This is a genomic window from Runella sp. MFBS21, assembly GCF_029433105.1.
In the GTDB taxonomy this organism is placed as follows: domain Bacteria; phylum Bacteroidota; class Bacteroidia; order Cytophagales; family Spirosomataceae; genus Runella.
In genome coordinates, this window is record NZ_JARNTW010000009.1 from 252,458 (window position 1) to 272,748 (window position 20,291).

Annotated in this window: 15 protein-coding genes and 1 rRNA gene; 11 read left to right on the forward strand and 5 right to left on the reverse strand. The window is 42.9% G+C overall.

Features of this window, described 5'->3' with window-relative positions; all coding sequences use genetic code 11:
- Positions 1 to 3: 3 nt before the first annotated feature.
- Genes P1X15_RS18730 through P1X15_RS18740 form a run of 3 tightly spaced genes read right to left on the reverse strand, consistent with a single transcriptional unit; the run spans position 4 to position 4,062 of the window.
- Entirely contained in the window at positions 4 to 1,083 is a 1,080-nt protein-coding gene (locus tag P1X15_RS18730) for an AAA family ATPase (protein ID WP_277339661.1), read from the reverse strand.
- Between the two features lie 28 nt (positions 1,084 to 1,111).
- Entirely contained in the window at positions 1,112 to 2,710 is a 1,599-nt protein-coding gene (locus P1X15_RS18735) for a DUF5691 domain-containing protein (RefSeq protein ID WP_277339662.1), read from the reverse strand.
- 5 nt (positions 2,711 to 2,715) lie between these two features.
- Positions 2,716 to 4,062, reverse strand: a complete 1,347-nt coding sequence (locus P1X15_RS18740) for an SWIM zinc finger domain-containing protein (protein ID WP_277339663.1) — start codon at positions 4,060 to 4,062, stop codon at positions 2,716 to 2,718.
- Between the two features lie 172 nt (positions 4,063 to 4,234).
- On the opposite strand from P1X15_RS18740, the gene P1X15_RS18745 reads away from it, so the two are divergent.
- The gene (locus P1X15_RS18745; RefSeq protein ID WP_277339664.1) at positions 4,235 to 5,710 is read left to right on the forward strand and encodes a DUF1501 domain-containing protein; all 1,476 of its coding nucleotides are present in this window, start codon (positions 4,235 to 4,237) and stop codon (positions 5,708 to 5,710) included.
- Positions 5,711 to 5,775: 65 nt separating this feature from the next.
- Here P1X15_RS18745 and P1X15_RS18750 read toward each other — a convergent pair whose 3' ends face one another.
- Together P1X15_RS18750 and P1X15_RS18755 are read right to left on the reverse strand one after the other, a co-directional pair.
- Positions 5,776 to 7,272: a hypothetical protein gene (locus P1X15_RS18750; protein ID WP_277339665.1), complete on the reverse strand. Its 1,497-nt coding sequence runs from the start codon at positions 7,270 to 7,272 to the stop codon at positions 5,776 to 5,778.
- Between the two features lie 46 nt (positions 7,273 to 7,318).
- Positions 7,319 to 8,401, reverse strand: a complete 1,083-nt coding sequence (locus P1X15_RS18755) for a plastocyanin/azurin family copper-binding protein (protein ID WP_277339666.1) — start codon at positions 8,399 to 8,401, stop codon at positions 7,319 to 7,321.
- Positions 8,402 to 8,629: 228 nt separating this feature from the next.
- On the opposite strand from P1X15_RS18755, the gene P1X15_RS18760 reads away from it, so the two are divergent.
- From P1X15_RS18760 to P1X15_RS18805, 10 genes are all read left to right on the forward strand, one after another.
- Positions 8,630 to 9,064, forward strand: a complete 435-nt coding sequence (locus P1X15_RS18760; protein ID WP_277339667.1) for a DUF5606 domain-containing protein — start codon at positions 8,630 to 8,632, stop codon at positions 9,062 to 9,064.
- A gap of 40 nt (positions 9,065 to 9,104) precedes the next feature.
- Positions 9,105 to 11,021: an alginate lyase family protein gene (locus P1X15_RS18765; RefSeq protein ID WP_277339668.1), complete on the forward strand. Its 1,917-nt coding sequence runs from the start codon at positions 9,105 to 9,107 to the stop codon at positions 11,019 to 11,021.
- Between the two features lie 98 nt (positions 11,022 to 11,119).
- Positions 11,120 to 12,127, forward strand: a complete 1,008-nt coding sequence (locus P1X15_RS18770; RefSeq protein WP_277339669.1) for a transaldolase family protein — start codon at positions 11,120 to 11,122, stop codon at positions 12,125 to 12,127.
- A 32-nt stretch (positions 12,128 to 12,159) separates the two neighbouring features.
- Positions 12,160 to 12,798, forward strand: a complete 639-nt coding sequence (locus tag P1X15_RS18775) for a 7-carboxy-7-deazaguanine synthase QueE (protein WP_277339670.1) — start codon at positions 12,160 to 12,162, stop codon at positions 12,796 to 12,798.
- A complete protein-coding gene (locus P1X15_RS18780; protein WP_277339671.1) occupies positions 12,753 to 14,732 on the forward strand; it encodes an OmpA family protein in 1,980 nt (659 codons plus the stop codon). Before P1X15_RS18775 ends, P1X15_RS18780 begins: the two co-directional genes overlap by 46 nt.
- 8 nt (positions 14,733 to 14,740) lie before the next feature.
- Positions 14,741 to 16,672 (forward strand): OmpA family protein, encoded by a 1,932-nt coding sequence (locus P1X15_RS18785; RefSeq protein WP_277339672.1) that lies wholly within the window; start codon positions 14,741 to 14,743, stop codon positions 16,670 to 16,672.
- Between the two features lie 199 nt (positions 16,673 to 16,871).
- On the forward strand, positions 16,872 to 17,813 hold the full coding sequence (gene trxB, locus P1X15_RS18790; protein WP_277339673.1) for a thioredoxin-disulfide reductase: 942 nt from the start codon (positions 16,872 to 16,874) through the stop codon (positions 17,811 to 17,813).
- 208 nt (positions 17,814 to 18,021) lie between these two features.
- Positions 18,022 to 19,068, forward strand: coding sequence for a M23 family metallopeptidase (locus P1X15_RS18795; RefSeq protein ID WP_277339674.1), 1,047 nt, complete (start codon positions 18,022 to 18,024; stop codon positions 19,066 to 19,068).
- 9 nt (positions 19,069 to 19,077) lie between these two features.
- Positions 19,078 to 19,797 (forward strand): bacillithiol biosynthesis deacetylase BshB1, encoded by a 720-nt coding sequence (bshB1, locus tag P1X15_RS18800; protein WP_277339675.1) that lies wholly within the window; start codon positions 19,078 to 19,080, stop codon positions 19,795 to 19,797.
- Positions 19,798 to 20,168: 371 nt separating this feature from the next.
- A 16S ribosomal RNA gene (locus P1X15_RS18805) occupies positions 20,169 to 20,291 on the forward strand; the annotation flags it as partial.

The following is a 20,291-nucleotide window of genomic DNA, read 5'->3' on the forward strand; positions in this document are numbered from 1 at the left end:
AAATTAAATACTCAATTCCCGACAAGCGCGGTAGATGTCTTTCCACTCTTCACGCGTTTTGACGACGGTTTCGAGGTATTCTTTCCATACTACTTTGTCTTGTACGGGGTCTTTGACTACGGCACCTACAAGGCCGGCGGCGAGGTCTTGGGCATTGAGCACACCATCTCCAAAATGAGCCGCTAACGCCAATCCATTGTTGACGACCGAAATCGCCTCGGCAGTACTCATGGTGCCGGTTGGGGTTTTGAGTTTTATTTTGCCGTCTTCGGTAGCACCGCTGCGCAATTCACGAAAAATCTTTACAATCCGCTGAATCTCGACCAAAGCAGGGGCTTGAGCGGGAAGGTCGAGGGTTTTGGCCATGCTTGCTACCCGACGACGTACAATATCGACTTCTTCGTCGGCGGAGTCAGGAACGGGCAGAATGACCGTATTGAAGCGACGTTTGAGCGCACCCGACAATTCGTTCACACCTTTGTCGCGGTTGTTGGCAGTGGCAATCACATTAAACCCTTTGATAGCTTGGACTTCGGTGCTGAGTTCGGGAATGGGCATTGATTTTTCGGAAAGAATCGTGATAAGCGTATCTTGCACATCGGCCGAAATCCGCGTCAATTCTTCAATACGGGCTATTTTTCCGTCTTTCATAGCGGTCATCATAGGAGTAGTGACTAGCGCACCTTCGGTGGGGCCTTCGGCGAGCAAGCGGGCGTAGTTCCACCCATACCGAATCGCTTCTTCGCCCGTGCCTGCCGTCCCTTGGATGAGCAAAGTCGAATCGCCCGACACAGCTGCCGCAAGGTGTTCAGACACCCACGATTTTGCCGTACCGGGCAAGCCGTACAGCAGCAAGGCGCGGTCGGTGGTGAGAGTAGCCACGGCAATTTCCATGAGTCGGCGGTCGCCGATGTATTTGGGGGAGACTTCAAAACCATTTTTTAGTTTCGCCCCCATCAAATAAGTGACAACGGCTTGGGGCGAAAGGTGCCAATTGGGCGGCAAGTGTCCCGAATCCTGTTTTTTTAGTTCTTCTATTTCTTCCGAAAATTGTACTTCGGCGTGTTGGCGTAATAAATTCATGAGGTCGTATTGGTTAGTTTTTTGAATCTTAGTCTTGATTAGCGAAGTTTTCGATGCGCGTGCTGAGGTCGATGCATCTGTAGAGGGGTTCTACAAACCATTTTTCCCAATGACTGATATAATAATAGTTGTTTGCTTGCGTAGGTGAAGCCTTCAAATTTTCTAAAAAAGGCAGTGCCGCAGGGTGTAAGTATCGGGTCATCAGCACCCCAATTTGTTCGGAGAGGTATTTGTTTTTGGTGGTACTTTCAAGAAATGCCTCTTGTAAAATATACTGAGAAAAATCGACTGACCACTTATTTTGGGAGTGACCAAAGCAGGCTTCGAGCCACTGGAGATTCAAGGCTTGTTTTTGTTGGATAAGGTAGCTTTCACAAAAATACGCGGGTAAAATCGTCAACAAACTTGGCCGCTCATTGAAATCAACCAATTTGAGAAGGGCTTCGGCTAAAGCAATATTTTTGAATTTTTGGGCATTGGTGATAAGACTTGTTTTCAAAATCGCCCTATTTTGTTTTTCTATTTTTACTATAAAAGGCTCAGAGAAAAAGTATTGAAGGCTTTCTTCCAAATTTTTGGCTAAGTGAGTTGTCCAAAATTCAAAAGGTAGAGTCTCTATCAAACACGCAAGCCAATAAAGGGCATTGGTTGGAAAAATAGCCGCATCGGGAGCAGTTTCAAAACCATAGACCGAAATCATTGCTTCGGCGTTCCAAAAGGCATCGTCCGACGAAGGAAGTTTGAGAGAAACGGCTTTTAGCCCAAATGCCAAACTTAAAAGACCTTTCCCTTTTTCGGTTTCAAAATAAGGCAGCAAACTTTGCTGGGTTTGGTGGAAAAACGCACTATTTGAGTCGCGCAACAACAGCCGCGCAATAATAGCGCGACATTCTTTTTGGCCTTTACGCTCTTTGGGTGTGAAATTAAATTCGGAGTAAATACCCTCCAGAAAAGCAATATCAGAAGGTTGAAATGAGGCTTCTATTACTTCCAAAAAAGCTTTTTTATCGCCCAATGACTCTTGAGTCCAAGTAGTTTGGAGAAGTTCAATCGCTTTTTGGGGATTGGTTTGGCGAAGATTATTAAAAAATACGCGCCGTTCGCTTAGTTTTCCTTCTTGCCATACAAGCTCCTCAGGAAGCGTTTGCCATGATTCAATATTGGTTTTGTAGGCCAAGATTTGTAGACCTTTCTTTCCGATGACTTTCAGGATTTTGGGCCTGAATTTTTGAGGTAGCGCACTTTCTAACATCACTAAAGAGACAAGTTGCGCAGGCTGGATAAGTTGCTGATTCGCAATAAGCTTATCAAACCAGAGGTCGAGCAAATGATTGCGATAGTAGGTATGCACTTCTATGATTTCATGGAGGAGAGCCGACAGTTTTGGGGGAGCTAAAACTTGCGTTTCTTCCTCAAAAACCGTTGGAAGTGTTCCCGTAAAACGTGGTGGTATTTTTCCACTTTCTTGATAAAAATGAACCACCGCAGCTGTTTTCAAAAAATGCCCTTCTTTGTCGTCCGAAGACAAATTGCTCAAAACTTGTTGTAAAGTTTCGGGTAAAAGATTTTCGTCAAAACTCAGCTTATCGGTGCCGAGCAGAGCGGTATGGATAATTTGTTCCCACATACTGTTTAGAGTAGGATGTATTTATTATGTTGAAAAAGACCTAATGGAAGGAAACCATTTTGACGATAAATGCCTGCAATGCTAACGGGTCGAAACCCCGAAAAAGCCATCAGGCTGAGGAGTTTGGTTTCGTCCCAGCCTGAAACAATGGAATGAAAAAAACCTTCTGCATCGCACAAAATCGGCTGCTGGTTTTCTACCACAAGACGCAGATTCCCAATTACAAAAGGCAGGTCATTGATAAAAGGAAACTGCTGTAAAAGCTGTGAGCGTTTGGTATAGACTTCGTGCCATCCCTTACAAAAACTAAGCTCAGAACTCAACTCCGACACAAAGCTTTTTTGGGCACCTAAAGCGGCACGTTGTGGCACTACTGCTGGGAAAAATACTAATTCAGCTTCAATGATAGTGCCGGGCAGGATGGTGTTTTCCAATGGCGAAAAGGGTGTGCCGAAATTGAGAATGAGGGCAGTACGAGTCGTAGCAGTTCCTAAAAGCCAATTGCGTTGGACTATAATTCCTTCGGTTTCTTCTTGGTGTTGTCCTAATACCACCCAAATATCCCTGATTCTTTCCGCTTCAGGATTTTGGAGTAATTCTTTGGGTGATTGACTCCAACCAATGAGGTTTTTGATAGAAAGTTGCCAAAGAGGAGGAAGCGAATCAAGGTTTTTAAAAGCTTCTAGGAGCAAAAATAACTCCGCCGTTATTTCGAGGGCTTTGCGTTGCCAATCGTTGTTTTGAATGTAATCCAAATCCCGAAGAACCCGCACTCTTCCCGCCAATCCCGACGCTTTGGCATCAATCATACGTGCCGCCGTTTGTTCAAAAAAACGTCTTTCTTTCGTCGGGAGTTGAATCAAGCCTGCTCTTACCAAATCCTTTACCCAAAGGCGCAGTTCTGCCACGCCACTTTCTACCTGTGAGAGGCGCTCATTTTGGCGTTTTTCTTTGCTTTTTTTCGCCTTCTCCTCGTCAGCCGGGACACTTTCTTTGGGGGCTTCGCTTTTCGCTTCGGCTTTTTGGGTGCGTTTTTCTATCCACTCTTTGACCCAATCAGGCTCGTCGTCGGTTTGGGTAAACGCTTCTTTTTGTTTGGCAAAAGCCAGCATCAAGCCTAGTCCATGCTTACATGGAAACTTAAACGAAGGGCAGGAGCATTTGAAGGCAATATTTTGTAAATCGACTTGGGTGCGGTAAGGTTTGGAGCCACTTCCTTTGATTTCGCCCCATAGCACGCGTTGGTTGTACGAAGTAGTGACCCAGCCAGCGGCGTTTGACAATGCTTTGCCTGCTTTTAGGGAAGCTGCGTCGGGGGCTAATGTTTCGACAGATTGTTCGGTTAAATTCAAAATAATGGTAGCTGTTGGTTTTGGAATTGAAAGAAAAGCATAGTCTATTATTTTTCCAAATAGTTTAGACTATAAAAAATTAAATACTTTGTAGGGAAATTTAAAGACAATACCCATCAAAATTTGCTAACTTGCTTTTTCAAAAACACATCGTTTTTTCTATTAAAACTGAATGAAACTTCAAGAAGAACTTCAAATAGAGTCGGCGTTGCTGGAAACACGGCGACATTTTCTAAAACAATGTACTTCAGGGCTAGGAATGATGGCCTTGGGGACGATTTTTAGCGGATGTGGGACAGAAAAAAAAGTAAGTGCACCCATTATTACCAATCCTTTAGATCCTAAAATAACGCAGTTTGCCGCCAAGGCCAAGGCCGTTATTTTCTTGCATATGTGCGGCTCACCTTCTCAATTGGAGCTGTGGGACTATAAACCCGAACTTGCCAAACTCGACGGTAAGCCCTGCCCGCCTTCTTTTTTGGAGGGGAAAAAATTTGCTTTTATTCGTGGAGTTCCTGATATGCTTGGGTCGGTGGGAGTGTTTAAGCAGCATGGTCAGTCGGGGGCGTGGATGTCTGATTATTTTACTCACTTGCCAAAAGTAGCCGACGAAATGTCGTTTTTGAAGGCCATGTACACCGATCAGTTTAATCATGCCCCCGCGCAGTTGTTTATGCATACAGGCAGTGCACGACTAGGACGCCCTTCTATGGGTTCGTGGGTGACGTATGGACTAGGCTCCGAAAACTCAAATTTGCCGGGTTTTGTGGTGCTTACTTCGGGCGGCAAAGCCCCCGATGCAGGCAAGTCGGTGTGGGGGAGTGGGTTTTTGCCTTCCGTGTATCAAGGTGTGCAATGCCGCTCCGAAGGCGACCCTGTGCTTTTTTTGAGTGACCCCGGCGGACTAGATCGCGATTTACGCAAAAAAGCCATTGATGCCTTGTCAGAAGTAAACCGACAGCAATATGAGGAATTCAAAGATCCCGAGACTTTGGCGCGAATTGCTCAGTACGAAATGGCCTTCAAAATGCAAGTATCGGTGCCCGAAGTGATGGATATAAGCAAAGAACCCGCTTACATTCATCAGTTATATGGCACAGAGCCTGGAAAAGCTTCTTTTGCCAACAACTGCTTATTGGCTCGTAAACTGGTAGAAAAAGGTGTACGTTTTGTACAACTATATGATTGGGGGTGGGATACCCACGGCGACGGAAAAGGAACTTCTTTGGAGTTTGGACTACGCGATAAAGTCAATCAAATCGACCAAGCCATGACGGCACTCTTATTTGATTTGAAACAACGTGGAATGCTCGACGAAACTCTGGTGGTATGGGGTACTGAGTTTGGCCGAACGCCTATGCAGGAAAATCGAAATGGCAAAAAAATGCCTTTCAAAGGCCGTGACCATCATACCGATGCTTTTACGTGCTGGATGGCAGGAGGAGGGGTAAAAAGAGGTTTTAGCATAGGCGAAAGTGACGAACTTGGCTACTTTGGGGTCAAGGATCGTACGCATATTCATGATTTACAAGCCACTATTTTGCACCAATTGGGTTTTGACCACGAAAAACTCATCTACGAATTTCAAGGCCGCAATTTCCGCCTTACAGATGTCTCTGGAAAGGTGATTAAAAATGTAATTGCTTGATTTTCTGGTCAAATTAAAAAAGCCTTCCTAAAAACTTAGGAAGGCTTTTTTAATGCTGATAGCCATTATTTTCGTAGTTGATTCAGGGTATAATAGATTGCGCGATTCATCAGCAGTTGCCCGTTGGGGGTTTTGAGTTCTCCCATTTTTAGGTCATATACATAGCCTGCTTTGAGTTCAGCCAGTTTTATGCTTACTTTTTTTCCGTCAGGCGACACCTTTACTTCTTTTACGGCTACATCAGCAATATCGGTTTTGGGTGAACCATAAGGACGATGATATTTATAATAATAGCGCTGAAATTTGTAAAGTGAAGGGTTGGATGCCACCGCAGCATCGACAGGTAGTGAGAAAGTCAGATCAAAACCGTCGCTGCTAAGGTTCATGGCCATGATGTCGAGCGGTACTTTGCCTTTCCAGTGAATACGAGACAGACCTTCATCTCCTACCCATCCGTGGTCATTGTGACCTACCCATAAGTCACCATTTTTATCAAAAACCAAGCGATTGTTTCCTTTCAACAGTCCGGTGCCATCGCCAAATGCAACACAAGCTCCTTGCATTTGGCCGTTGATTTCTTCAAACAAAAGTCTCACAAGGCGTGGATAATCCATTTCTCCAATGAACATTTGACCCGTAAAAGGTCCAAACTTACCACCCGTATTGTCTAGCAGAGGCTGGGTCACGGAATGGGCGATTTCGGTATGAGGAAAGGCAATTGCTTCACGAGTACGCATACTATCGAGCTTCTCTACCGGTAGTGAAAGGGGCTTGATACGAGGAAAATCTTTTTCCCAAATAAGACTCGCAACATGACCATAAAACTTGCCTTTTTCGACATGGTAAAGTGGGCTAGTTCCACGCCAGTCTCCTTGGTTGTCAGATACATACAGTCGCCCTTTGGCATCAAATCCTAGGCCATTAGGCGAGCGAAAACCCGAGGCATAAGGCTCTAGTTTTTGAGTTTTTACATTATATTTCATCACCCAGCCACGGTAAGGCACGCACGAATACATCCGACCTTCACGGCTTAGCGAATCGTAAGTGCCACGGATTTCGGGGCGTATGCCGGCGCCGTTGGAGGCTACATTGAGTGCAATGAAGTAATTGCCATCTCTATCTTTCAAAGGCCCAAACGCAAACTCATGGTAGTTGCCCGACATCCCGAAATCGTCCGTGACGGTTTCATAGACATCGGCTATGCCGTCACCGTTGGTATCTTTGATGCGGGTAAGCTCGGGCCGTTGCATCACCAAAATCTCGCTGTTGCTGACAGCTACTACGCCTAGTGGGTCATGAAGACCTTCGGCAAATTTTTTCCAAACTTTCGTTTTGGGATTATAAGTCATAACTTCTCCCAAATGAAAACAAGCTACTAAGCGCCCGTCGGGCATAAAATCCAAGCCGCCTGTTTCGGCACGGAGGCCCTTGGGAAGTTTTATTTGCTCAGTTTCGTAGTAATTCGTGATGGTATCACGTTGAGCTACAACAACGTAGGTCGATGCCGAAACAATAAAAAAAATAAGCAGAAAGTATCTAAGCAAAGAAATTGGTCGGGTCATTTTGAAAAAAATCTACAAATGAATGAGTCGAGCAAAAAATAAAAATCTAGTGATGATGAACCGAATGAGCTGCCGCTTGGCGCTTCATGGTGAGCGTAAGTTGAGTAGTGCCTTTCGGAATCGTCAGTACTCCATTGGTCCACTTGCCGGTAGATGATTTATAAACGATGCCGTCGTCGGTTTGTGTTACAAAATATAAAGTTTGTTGAGTGGGTTTCCCAAACGAAAATGTACGTGACAGACCGCTATCATCTATCAAGCTTTTTAAGGTTTCTTTGACTGCTATGCCGTCGAGGGTATAGCTAAAAACGGGCAAACGTTTTTGGAGTGAATATCCTTTAAAATGCACTTCGGGGAGCTTGTCAGCCTTTCCAATACGCAGGGGATAAGTGACTTTGTCTTTGAAATAAATGATTCCTTTGACAGCAGCAAGAGCGTTGCCGTTTCCTTTCCAGTGGGCAGTATTGTCCACAAATCCACCCGTCCAAGCATAGCGTAAATAACACTTGCCAGCATCGAAGCAATAAGAATGGTTGGGATTGATAGCCACCGCAATAGCGGCAGGACCACAGTCGGGCATGAAAGTGCGATAAATGAGAGGATACTCCAACGGAAACGGATGCGGCGAAACTATTTCGACGGGCGTGTCGATTTGACGCGTAGGAGGAATGTTGGAATCTTTGCTAAGAGGAGGCAATGCCTTAGTAGTGACATACATAGCGCCATACATGACATAGCCATGCCCTGGATATGTACATACATAAGGGTATACTCCTTCTTGAGAAGGAGCCACAAATGAAAATGTTTCGGTTGTATTAGGAATCAATATTTTGCTTGCCGCCAACACTTCGGTAGAAGCAGGAACATAGTTGGTAGCTTGGGCTTTATCTCCCATTTTGATGACTGTTTCTACTACAGAGAGGCGTTTGCCGGGCTGGGTAAAAACGAGGTTGTGAGCCATGTCGTCCACATTTTTGAACACAATAGTGACCTTTTGAGAAGGCTTGACTGCAAATCTGGCGAGGTCATATTGAAGCCCCGTAATGGCTTGGAGCGTAATGGTAGTGTCGGATTGAGCAAAGGTACAAGTAGCAATACAGAACATTAAAAATATAAGAACGCTTCGCATTGGATAAGGGTGGCAAGTGAATGAATACTGACAAATATAAATAGGTAATAAACTACAAATCTACTGATTCTGGATGCTAATTGTTGTGTTTGATAGAATTAACTTTGGTGAGGAACTATTTGTTGGCAAAGGATTAATTCCTTTAGATTTGATGTAAAACGTTTGAAAAAACTTTTATTTTTGCGCCCTGATTGCTAAAATTAACATCGCAAAAATCATTACTATCATATGGAATTGTTGAAAGAGATTGCCAATTTTTCGGGCAAAAGCGGTCTTTACCGCATTTTAAAACCTGGTCGTGGAGGTGTAATCGTCGAGAGCTTAGATGACAAACGTGACAAGTCAATGATGGGCGCTTCTGCTAGAGTGTCGGTGTTGAAAGATATTTCTATTTTTATGGCTGACGACCAAAAAGCCATTCCTTTAGCGGATGTGTTTTTGTCAATTCATGCCAAGTACAAAGATAAAACATTGGATGCAAAAGCCCTTTCAGACTATCAGTTGGTAGATTTTATGTCGGAGGTTTTGCCAGGCTACGATAGCGACAAAGTGTATTTGTCTGACATGCGTAAGATTATCAACTGGTACAATATCCTTTTGAAATATTTACCCGAGGTATTTGAGCCAGCTACCGAAACCAAAGAGGTAGAGGAAGAAAAATAGTACAACAAAAACACATGTAGTAGAGCCGTGGCCCCAAGTCATGGCTCTTTCTCTTTCTGAAGGAATGTGGGCTTTTTTTCAAATATTACGCAACATGGGGCCGCGTTATGCGTGGTTTCGCCTGTGGTATGAAGTACGTCGAAAAACAGGGCTACTTAAAGCGGCTTTTCCCACATCACCCCCTTTTGAAAGGTGGATTTCTGTAGAAAAATGGCGTGAGTTGCCAGTTTCTTTTTTTTTCGAAAGTAAAAACAGCCTTTTATCACTGTCAAAGGTAGAGTCTTCTCCTAAACTACAGCAGCAGATAGCCGAATATCAGTCGGGAAATATCCTGTTTTTTAGCGCAAAATATTATCAAGTTAAAGATTGGTTAGTAAATCCTTCCAATAGCTATCGCTACGACGCTACGCGGCATTGGACCCAAATCCCAGATTTTTCGTCTACAGCAGGAGACATCAAATACGTATGGGAAAAGTCCCGATTTGCGTTTTTATATCCCCTGATTCGTTATGACTTATATACTCAAACCGATTTTTCGGAAACTGTTTTTAGCGAGATTGATAGCTGGATTGCTGCCAATCCCGTCAATTGCGGCCCCAACTGGCGTTGCAGTCAAGAAATGTCGCTGCGGGTGCTCAATTGGACTTTTGCTCTCCATTATTATAAGCATAGCCCAGCGTTGACTACCGAGCGTTTTGAACGCATCATGCACATTATTTATTGGCAAATGCGGCATGTGGAAGCCAATATTGATTTTTCGCGGATTGCAGTTCGAAACAATCATGCCATTACCGAAACCCTCACGTTGTATTTAATAGGGTTATTATACCCTTATTTTCCTGAATCAAAACGCTGGAAGGCAAAAGGTAAAAAATGGTTTGAGGAAGAAATTGCCTATCAAATCTACGAAGACGGTACTTTTTTGCAGTTTTCGATGAATTATCATCGAGTGGTGGTACAATTGCTCACGTGGGGGATTCGTTTGGCATACCTCAATCAGGAGCGTTTCAGCGAAATAGTGTATGAAAGAGCTCAAAAGTCTTTAGCGTTTTTGGAATCATGCCAAGATGATATTACGGGTTGGCTGCCCAATTATGGCAATAATGACGGCGCGCTGTTTTTTCCACTTTCAGATGCTCATTTTCGTGATTATCGCCCTCAATTAGCGGCATTGGCAGCCGTACTCGGGCAACAGCGTGAAAATACCGAAGAAGCCTTTTGGTATGGAGTAAAAGCTTCCGAATTACCCAAAAACGATGCCCCCAAAATATTTCTGCAGCATTTTGATAATGGAGGGTATTATAGCTTTAAAGAAGAAAATGTACTGACTTTTATTCGGTGTGGAGCGTATAAAAATCGCCCTTTTCAAGCCGACAATTTGCATGTGGATATATGGGTGGAAGGTCAGAATATCTTGCGAGATGCAGGTTCGTATTTGTACAATACCGATGAGCAATGGATAAAGTATTTTGCCGGTACAGCCTCACACAACACCCTCATGCTAGATACTTACGACCACATGCAAAAGGGACCACGGTTTGTATGGTATCATTGGATCAAAAAAGCAAAGGGGCAATGGATCAGTACAGAAGGCTCGGTGGTAGTTTTTGAAGGATATATACGTGCTTTCGGGCAGTTGGGCAAAAATATCATTCACCGCCGGCGCGTTACCAAAACAAAAGGACAATTACGCTGGGTGATAGAAGATTGGTTGGAGAATGCACCTGTTGATTTGCCTATGCACCAGATTTGGCATCCCGTCCCCGATTTTTCGACCAAATTTTTGATGAAAGCTTTTGACGAAAAAGGACAAGAGGTCCGTTTAAGTTTGAGTGAAGGGTGGTATTCGAGTCATTATAGTGAAAAACATAAAGTGGAGAGATGGGTGTATACTACTTATGGACGATACTTGAAGACCGAGATTGTGGAAGTACCTAAAGTTTCAATACTTGACTAAATCAAATCTTTCATATTGAGTTCCTCTATTTTTTTGCGACCTTTGCCGAAATTTTGTGCCGTATACCACGGATAAACCTAACGCGTAACCAATTAAAAATGGAATTATACCTTGATTCAGCCGATTTAAAAGAAATCGAAAATGCTTTTCAACTCGGTTTTTTAGCGGGGCTTACTACTACCCCTACTTTCATGCACCGCGAAGGCGTTACCGACTTGGATGCCATGATTGTAAAGCTTTCCAAAATTGTTCCAGTACTTCAGATTGAGGCTCTTGGTGATACTGCCGAAGATATTCTCAAAGATGCAGAGCGTCAACTAGCGCTAGGGCTTGACCCCACCAAAACGGTTTTCAAAATTCCTGTTTCGCTTGAAGGCGTACGCGCTTGTAAGATGCTCCGCGACCGTGGTATGATGGTCAACGTACACCTTGTATATACCATTCAACAAGCCTATATGGCTCTGTGTGCGGGTGCTAGCTACATTTGCGTATTGGCTGGACGTATGCAAGACCAAGGCTATGATGCTATCAAACTTATTGGAGAGTGTGTAGAAATGGTAAATTTCTATGGCTCGGATTCTAAAGTGATGTTTTCGTCGGTACGAAATGCTGAACATGTACGCAATGCCATCGATTTGGGATGCCACACCATCACCGTGCCTTGGAAAATCATGAAGACTTTGACCGAGAATAACTTCACTGCCATTGGTACTCAGCAGTTTGTGGAACATACGCGTCTGATTACAGTATCGGTGGGCGAAGCCATCAACGGTATTAACCCTATCGTATCGGCGGATACTGTTTTGGCGGATGCTATTGTCAAAATGACTGAATTTGGTTTTGGCTGTGTAACCGTAGTCAATGCCGACGGAAGCGTAAAAGGAGTATTTACAGACGGAGATTTGCGTCGCAAGCTTTCAAGTGAGGGTCGTGATGTGTTGAGCAAAACAATAGGCGAGTTTGAGTACAAAATGCCTGTTTCGATTGAAGCCGATGCTCTTTTGGATGCCGCTGCCGCGTTGTTTAAAAAGACAAGCGTCGATACAATTCTAGTCACCGATGGAGGCAAGCCCGTCGGAATGTTGGATATTCAAGATTTAAAATAGTCAAGTCGTTCATTGACGCATAGAAGCGGATTATGGATCAATACAACAATTTTGTAGAGACGCCCCTGCAAAGGGCGTCTCTACCTGTAATGGAGGCCTTCTACACTTTGCAAGGAGAGGGATTTCACAGTGGCAAGGCGGCATATTTTATTCGCCTTGGAGGCTGCGATGTGGGCTGTGTATGGTGTGATGTCAAAGATTCGTGGGATGCAGAGGTTCACCCCAAACTCAGTGTTGATACTATTGTACAAGACGCTTTGCAATACCCTGCTCGTATGGCGGTGATTACGGGTGGGGAGCCACTGATGTATCCTTTAGATGAGCTTACAGAAGCTTTGAAAGTTGCTGGTTTTCAGGTCAATATCGAAACTTCGGGAGCGCACCCTATGTCGGGGAAGTGGGATTGGGTTTGTTTTTCTCCTAAAAAATTTAAAGCTCCCCACGAAAGTGTCTATGCACAAGCGCACGAATTAAAAGTAATCGTGTACAATAAGTCTGATTTTGAGTTTGCCGAAAAGCATGCTGCCTTGGTTAGTGATGATTGTATTTTACTTTTACAACCAGAATGGAGCCGTGTACAAGAAATGACGCCCCTTATCGTTGAGTATGTAAAACAGCATCCTCAATGGCGCATTTCATTACAAACTCACAAATACATGGATATTCCTTAGTGAGGGTTGTATTGTCAGGCTGTTTTTGCAAGTATTTTTTCTCTTTTTTCTTCATTTCGCAAGTTTTTGCTCAGTACAAAACCTCCCCCAAAGCATTAAGGCTTTATCAGTCGGCCGAAAGAACCCTCCCCTTTGATAGCAAACAAGCCTTGGCTTTATACCAAGAAGTGGTACAAGTAGATAGTAATTTTGCGGCGCCTTATATGCGCATTGGCCAAATATTATCCCATGAGTTAGATAAAGAAAAGGAGGTATTGAGGTGCTTTGAAAGAGCCGTCGCTCTTGATTCTAATGAAATAGCTTTTTCAAATATTTACAAAATACTAGGAGAGCACTATCTACGAGAAGGGTCTTATCAGATTGCCCAAAAGTATCTTCAAGGCTATCTTAGATTGCACCCTAATGCCTCCAATGCTACTTCAAGAAGTATCAAGCGAAGTTTAAAGCAAAGCTTATTTGCCCAAAAAGAGAGGGAAAAGACCCGCGTTTCGATTCAAAATTCGCCACTTCCTGTGTTTTTGAATGCAAAGCTTCATCAAAGCTATCCTGTGATGACGGCGGATTTAACTTCGTTGATATTTACGATAAATAACGGTGATGAGGATATTGTGATAAGTGAGCGAACCACATCAGGCTGGACTTCCCCTGTTTCTATCTCTACTAACATCAATTCTTCCCAAAATGAAGGTACCTGTGCAATCTCTGCCGATGGGCGTATGTTGATATTTACTGCCTGTGACCGTAGCGATGGTTATGGCAAATGCGATTTGTACGAAACTCGAAAAACAGGAACCCAATGGTCAATTCCTCGAAATTTAGGAAAAGTCATTAATTCGCCCCATTGGGAATCGCAACCTAGTCTTTCGGCTGATGGAAATACTTTGTATTTTTCATCAGACCGCCCTGGCGGCCAAGGAGGAAAGGATATTTGGGTAAGTGAAGCAGATGCGGAAGGTTTGTGGCAAACTCCCCAAAACCTAGGCTCTCTAATCAATACTGAATTTGATGAGATTTCTCCTTTTATTCATACCAACAATATATCGTTGTTTTTTTCTTCTGATGGGCGCGAAGGCATGGGTGGATTTGATGTATTTGTTTCTAAAAAAATAAATGCAAATTGGTCACGACCTGCTCATTTTGGTTACCCTCTCAATGATCATGCCCATCAAATAGGCTTTTATATTTCACCAGATTGCCAAGAAATGCTGTATTCTTACCAATATCAAGCTACAAAACGCATTTATCAAAATTTGCCGCAAACGGTGATTTGTCGTACACCATTGCCCGATTCCTTGGTAGCATGGTGCCCTGTGGTGATGTTTATAAAAGGTAAGATAAGAGATGGTCAGACATCCGAACCCTTGGGAGCTCGTATTACAATTCAGAGCATACATCACTCATCAAATCAAGTATCAAATTATACTTCTGATGGCTCCACGGGAAAATTTTTGTTTGTTTACCCCAAAAATGTGAAAGTAAACGTTTCTATTGAGAAAGAAGGATATTATCCCCTCCATTGGGAGTTGGAGCTGGATTCATTGTTGAAAAGTGCTTCGCCATCATTAGATGTAGTTTTGTGGAAATGGGAGCAAAATCGGAGTATGAGGATAAAAAATATTCTTTTTTTAAATAATAAAACCGATTTGGATGCTACGTCGTTAGGGGAGCTCAAACAATTGGCTGATTACTTATTGAAATATCCATATTTAAAAATACAGATTGAAGGCCATACCGATGACGTAGGCCAACAAGATAAAAACATGGATTTGTCGTTGAGAAGAGCGCTTACCGTTGTTGATTATCTACAACAAGCGGGAGTGATGCCAACTCGACTACAGGCCAAAGGTTTTGGAAATACCAAACCTTTAGTTGAAAATATATCAGACGAAAACCGCCGCCAAAATCGTAGGGTAGAGTGGCGTATTATTGATTGAAACCACGCATGAAAATAATCTTAGCTTTTGGTTTGTTTATAGTGATAAGCTGGGTACGTCCCTATTGCTGTCAGGCACAGGCTTCGGCTTATGTAAGTTCTTCTTCCAACAAAAAAGCACTTGAAGCTTTTGAAAAAAGTACTAAGTTTTTTAATGAGAAAGACTTTGGACGGGCAAGTCAGTGGGTAGATGAAGCCCTCAAATATGACTCTACGCTAGCCGAAGCCCATTTTCGTAAAGGACAGCTTTATGACGTATTTACACAGCCCGAATTGGCACTTCAATCTTACCGTAAAAGCGTGAATCTTCGGCCCGATGCGCCGCAGTTTGCGTCAGCGTATCAGAAGCTTATCGAATATCACCTTCGGGCAGGAGAATATGCACAAGCGAAAAAAGATTTAGAACACTATATCGTTTTTCTTAAACCCAATAGTATGGCATTAAAGCGTGCCCAACGACAGTTGGCCACCTGTATTTATGCCGAAAAAGAAATCCCAAACGCTTGGGTAATTCATCCTGAAGAGCTATCTGATACAGTCAATCAGTTTATTTTACAATATTTTCCAGCCCTTACTGCCGACGGTGAGACGATGGTTTTTACGGCGCTCAAGCCCGAAAACGACGAAGATTTGTTTGTGACATCTTATAAAGAAGGTAAATGGGGCATTCCAGTCTCTATTTCTGAAAAAATCAACACTGCCGACAATGAAGGCACCGCTACGCTCTCAGCTGATGGTAGAACACTGGTTTTTACGGCTTGCAATCGCAACGACGGCTACGGGAGCTGTGATTTGTACATAAGTCACAAATACGGAGAAGATTGGGAGAAGCCAACTAATTTGGGAATGGCTGTCAACTCTCATTATTGGGAGTCGCAGCCTACACTTTCGCCCGATGGCCGAATCCTCTATTTTATTTCAGACAGGCCGGGTGGAGTTGGCGGGCGAGATGTTTGGTTTAGCATGTTAAAGTCAAATAACCAATGGACACCCGCCCAAAATCTTGGAAAAGAAATCAACACATCGGCAGATGAAGCTTCTCCTTTTTTACATGCCAATGGTCACACACTGTTTTTTGCCTCGGAAGGGCACGAAGGTTTTGGCGGCTATGATTTATTCTTCTCTGATAGTACGGCTACGGGTTGGACTCCCCCTCGAAATCTAGGCTATCCTATCAATACTTCCGACAATCAAGTTGCTCTCGTGATTACTTCTGATGGCGCGTACGGGTATTATTCTTTAGATACCAAGCGATTGGGAAATCAGCGTGTTTCGAGATTGTATCGTTTCCAGCTACCAGAAGAACTCAAGAAACAGTTTAGTGTAGTCAATTTCTTGAAAGGTGCTGTAGCAGATGCCAAAACCCAAAAGCCAATCAAAGCCCTCATCGAATTGGTAGATTTGAAAACCAACAAAATCGTGCAGCGGTTTATGTCAGATGCAAGTACAGGACATTACCTTACTACTTTGCCCAATGGTTCTGAATGGGGAGTATATGTAAGTGCTCCGGGCTATTTTTACAAGAGTTTGTCTTTTGATTATAGCCAGAAAAGTAAAGCAGAAGGCTATCGATTAGATATTTCATTGGAATCTTTCAATCTAAACGCTTATGGAATATTAAGCAATATTTATTTTGAAACGGGCAAAGCTGATTTGCAAGACAAATCGCTTACTGAACTTAACAAGCTGATAGAGCAATTGAAACAACAGCCTACCCTAAGAATAGAAATAGCAGGTCATACCGACGACGTGGGAGATGCCAAGCAAAATCAGATACTATCACAAAAGCGCGCTCAGAGTGTTGTGGATTATTTGATAAATGGGGGAATTGGTCGGGAGCGTATCAAAGCGGTAGGATTTGGCGAAGAAAAACCCATGGTGCCTAATACCTCTGACGAAAATCGACAGCTTAATAGACGTATAGAATGGCGTATTTGGTAAACTTTGCTCGGGGAGAGGAAGAGGGCTTTGATATCAAAAAAAAAATTGCTTAATTTTGCAACCTGTTTGCAAAAACTTGCAGTAAAGTAATGAACGATTTTTAAGATTGGATTGTAAGATTTATTGAATAGCTATTTTAAACATTTCCAATCGAGCCGTTAAGGCAAAACGTTCGTACCTTATAAATATCAATTTCGTAATGTCTTCTGAAAAAGTATCTTGCTTGATTATTGGCTCGGGGCCTGCGGGTTATACCGCCGCCATTTATGCCTCACGTGCCGGATTAAATCCCGTTTTATATACAGGTGGTCAGCCGGGAGGTCAGCTTACCATTACCACAGATGTTGAAAACTATCCAGGATATCCAGAGGGAGTTCAGGGACCTCAAATGATGATGGACTTCGAAGCCCAAGCACGCCGCTTTGGAGCAGATATCCGTTATGGATTAGCAACAAAAGTAGATTTTTCTGATTCAACTCTTCATAAAGTTTGGATTGACGGAGAGCATTTGATTGAGTCTCCTGCGGTGATTATCGCAACGGGGGCCTCTGCCAAATGGCTCGGCCTAGAATCTGAGCAGCGTCTCAATGGACACGGTGTATCGGCTTGTGCAGTATGTGATGGTTTTTTCTTTAGAAACCAGGAAGTGGCGATTGTAGGAGGAGGCGATACAGCATGTGAAGAGGCAAGTTATTTAGCAAAATTGTGTAAAAAAGTATACATGATTGTGAGACGCGATGAACTTAGAGCCTCGGTGATTATGCAAGAGCGCGTCAAATCACTGCCTAATATCGAAATTCTGTGGAATACCGAAACAGAAGAAGTATTAGGAAATAATGAAGTAGTAGGTGTAAAAGTTAAAAATGTACAGACAGGGGAGTCTACTCAACTAGATGTAACTGGTTTTTTTGTGGCGATTGGTCATAAACCAAACACTGACATTTTTAAAGGATATATTGATATGGATGCGGCTGGGTATATCCAAACCGTAAAAGGAAGTACAAAAACAAATATCACTGGGGTATTTGCTTGTGGCGATGCGCAAGACAATATTTATCGCCAAGCAATCACGGCAGCAGGTACAGGCTGTATGGCTGCCCTCGACGCTGAGCGTTATTTAGCCGAAAAAGGATTACATTGATTTGAAAATTTGGGAATGAATCGTAACCTTTTTCGTGAAAAAAAGTATGATTCATTCCCAAATATATTCGGATTGGCACATCACGGGACTAACAGCCCGTTTTAATTTAAGTTTTATTCCCGGCGATTGAGTGGGCATGGATACGTTCCCCCCAGTCAATGGTCGGCTAAATCAACCACTGATGAAAGCCAAATTTTTTTATCTCTTAATGTTGTCCTCAATTTTTAGTTGGACTTCTACTCAAGCACAAGAAAAAGGATTGTTCAAGAAAAATCCTAAAATCAAAACCAACAAAACAGAAGAAGTAAGCACGCCGGTCATCAAACCTCAAAAAGATGAATTTGAAGAGTTTGAAACAACGACTCCTCAGATGCGTTTCTCCAGCCAATTTGAACCTGTCAAAGACATTAATCCTACCGTAGCAGACGACACCACTGGAACCATTGATGAAGGTGAAACGAGTGTGGCCGAAATCATTGATTCTGTACAAGTAGGAGATGATTGGGTACAGGTAGCAGATTATTATGCCATTTGGGATTCCCGTACTATCAATCCCTATAATTTGAGTCCGCTGGAGTTTGAAGACAACATCACCTTGCACTTGTATGATCCTAGCAAAGGGCATTTCTGGAATCTCCCTACCAGTGAAACCAAAATAACTTCAAAATTTGGACCTCGCTGGGGACGTTGGCATGAAGGAATGGACATTGATCTCAATACAGGTGACCCTGTTTATAGCACTTACGACGGAATCGTCCGCATCGTAGCTTACAATGGAGGCGGCTATGGAAGATTTGTTTTAGTGCGTCATTATAATGGCCTCGAAACTTTATATGGTCACCTTTCTAAAACGACAGTTGAAGTAGGACAATTGGTAAAAGCAGGAGACATGCTCGGCCTAGGAGGTAACACAGGGCGAAGCTACGGAGATCACTTACACTATGAAAATCGGTATGAAGGAAATGCTTTTAGTCCCGAATGGATTTGGGATTTTCCAAAGCAAACAATTCGCGCCGATCGGTTTGTGCTTTCATCGCGTGTTTGGGATCATTTAAGAGGTGGCAAACCCTATGAAAGTGAATTTGATATTGAATCTGCACCTGTAAAACGTACTGTACTGCATCGGGTAAGAAGAGGGGAAACACTTGATTCGATTGCCAATCGTTACGGAATATCTACTTCAGAATTGGCTCAAAAAAATCGACTACGTTTGAGCTCACGCCTAAAAATAGGGCAGCGTCTTCGAGTAAAATAAACAAAAAATATGAAACTTGATATATTGGCTATTGCAGCGCATCCTGACGACGTAGAACTAGGGTGTGCAGGAACGCTATTGTCTGCTATTGCCCAAGGACGCAAAGTAGGCATCCTAGATCTTACCAAAGGGGAACTCGGAACGCGGGGTACGGCAGACTTGAGGCTTCAAGAGGCCGCCGCTGCAGCGGAAGTATTAGGAGTAAGTAGTAGAGAAAATGCAGGACTGGCAGATGGCTTTTTTAGGAACGATACAGAAAACCAACTGGCGATTGTACCTTATATAAGAAAATACCAGCCAGATATTGTATTGGCGAATGCCATAGACGATCGTCATCCTGACCACGGAAAAGGGGCTGCACTTATATATGATGCTTGTTTTATGTCGGGGCTACGCCGTGTAGAGACCAAAAATGAAGAAGGTTTACTTCAAGCACCTTGGCGTCCAAAATATATATATCATTTTGTACAAGATAGATATATTAAGCCTGATTTTGTAGTAGATATTACACCTTATTGGGATAAGAAAGAAGCGGCTATTAGGGCTTTCAAGAGCCAATTCTATGATCCTAATAGTACAGAACCCAATAGTTACATTTCGTCCCCCGACTTTTTAAACTTCATCAAGGCTCGCGCTGAAGAATATGGTCATGCAGCAGGATTCAAATATGGAGAAGGATTTACAGTAAGAAAAATCATTGGAATCAAAGATTTGTGGGCTTTAGAATAATGCTTTTTAGTATATAATTGTACTATGTTTAGGAATACTTTGGGAATTTGAGGAACTTTTGTAAAAATGCTATTTTTTTTGGGTAATAACTTGTGCAGTATAAAGTGAACTACTACCTTTGCACTCCCAAACAACGAGAGAGGGGCACTGCAAAGAGAAAACTTCGAAAATAAATTTTTGAAAAATAAAAAAATCAAAAAAAAGTTTGGAAGTTAAAAATAAAAGTAAGACCTTTGCAACCCCAAACATAAAGGCAAGTCACAAAAGATGTGAAATAAAAGCCAAGTTTGGTTAGCTCTTTGAAATAATGAGTAAGTTAAGGTTCAATAGCGAGTCTTTGTGAATCAGTCAATTTTGATTTTTTAATATTTACGATGGAGAGTTTGATCCTGGCTCAGGATGAACGCTAGCGGCAGGCCTAATACATGCAAGGCGAAGGGGCAGCAATGTCACTGTCGTACGGGTGCGTAACACGTATGCAACCTACCTATCAC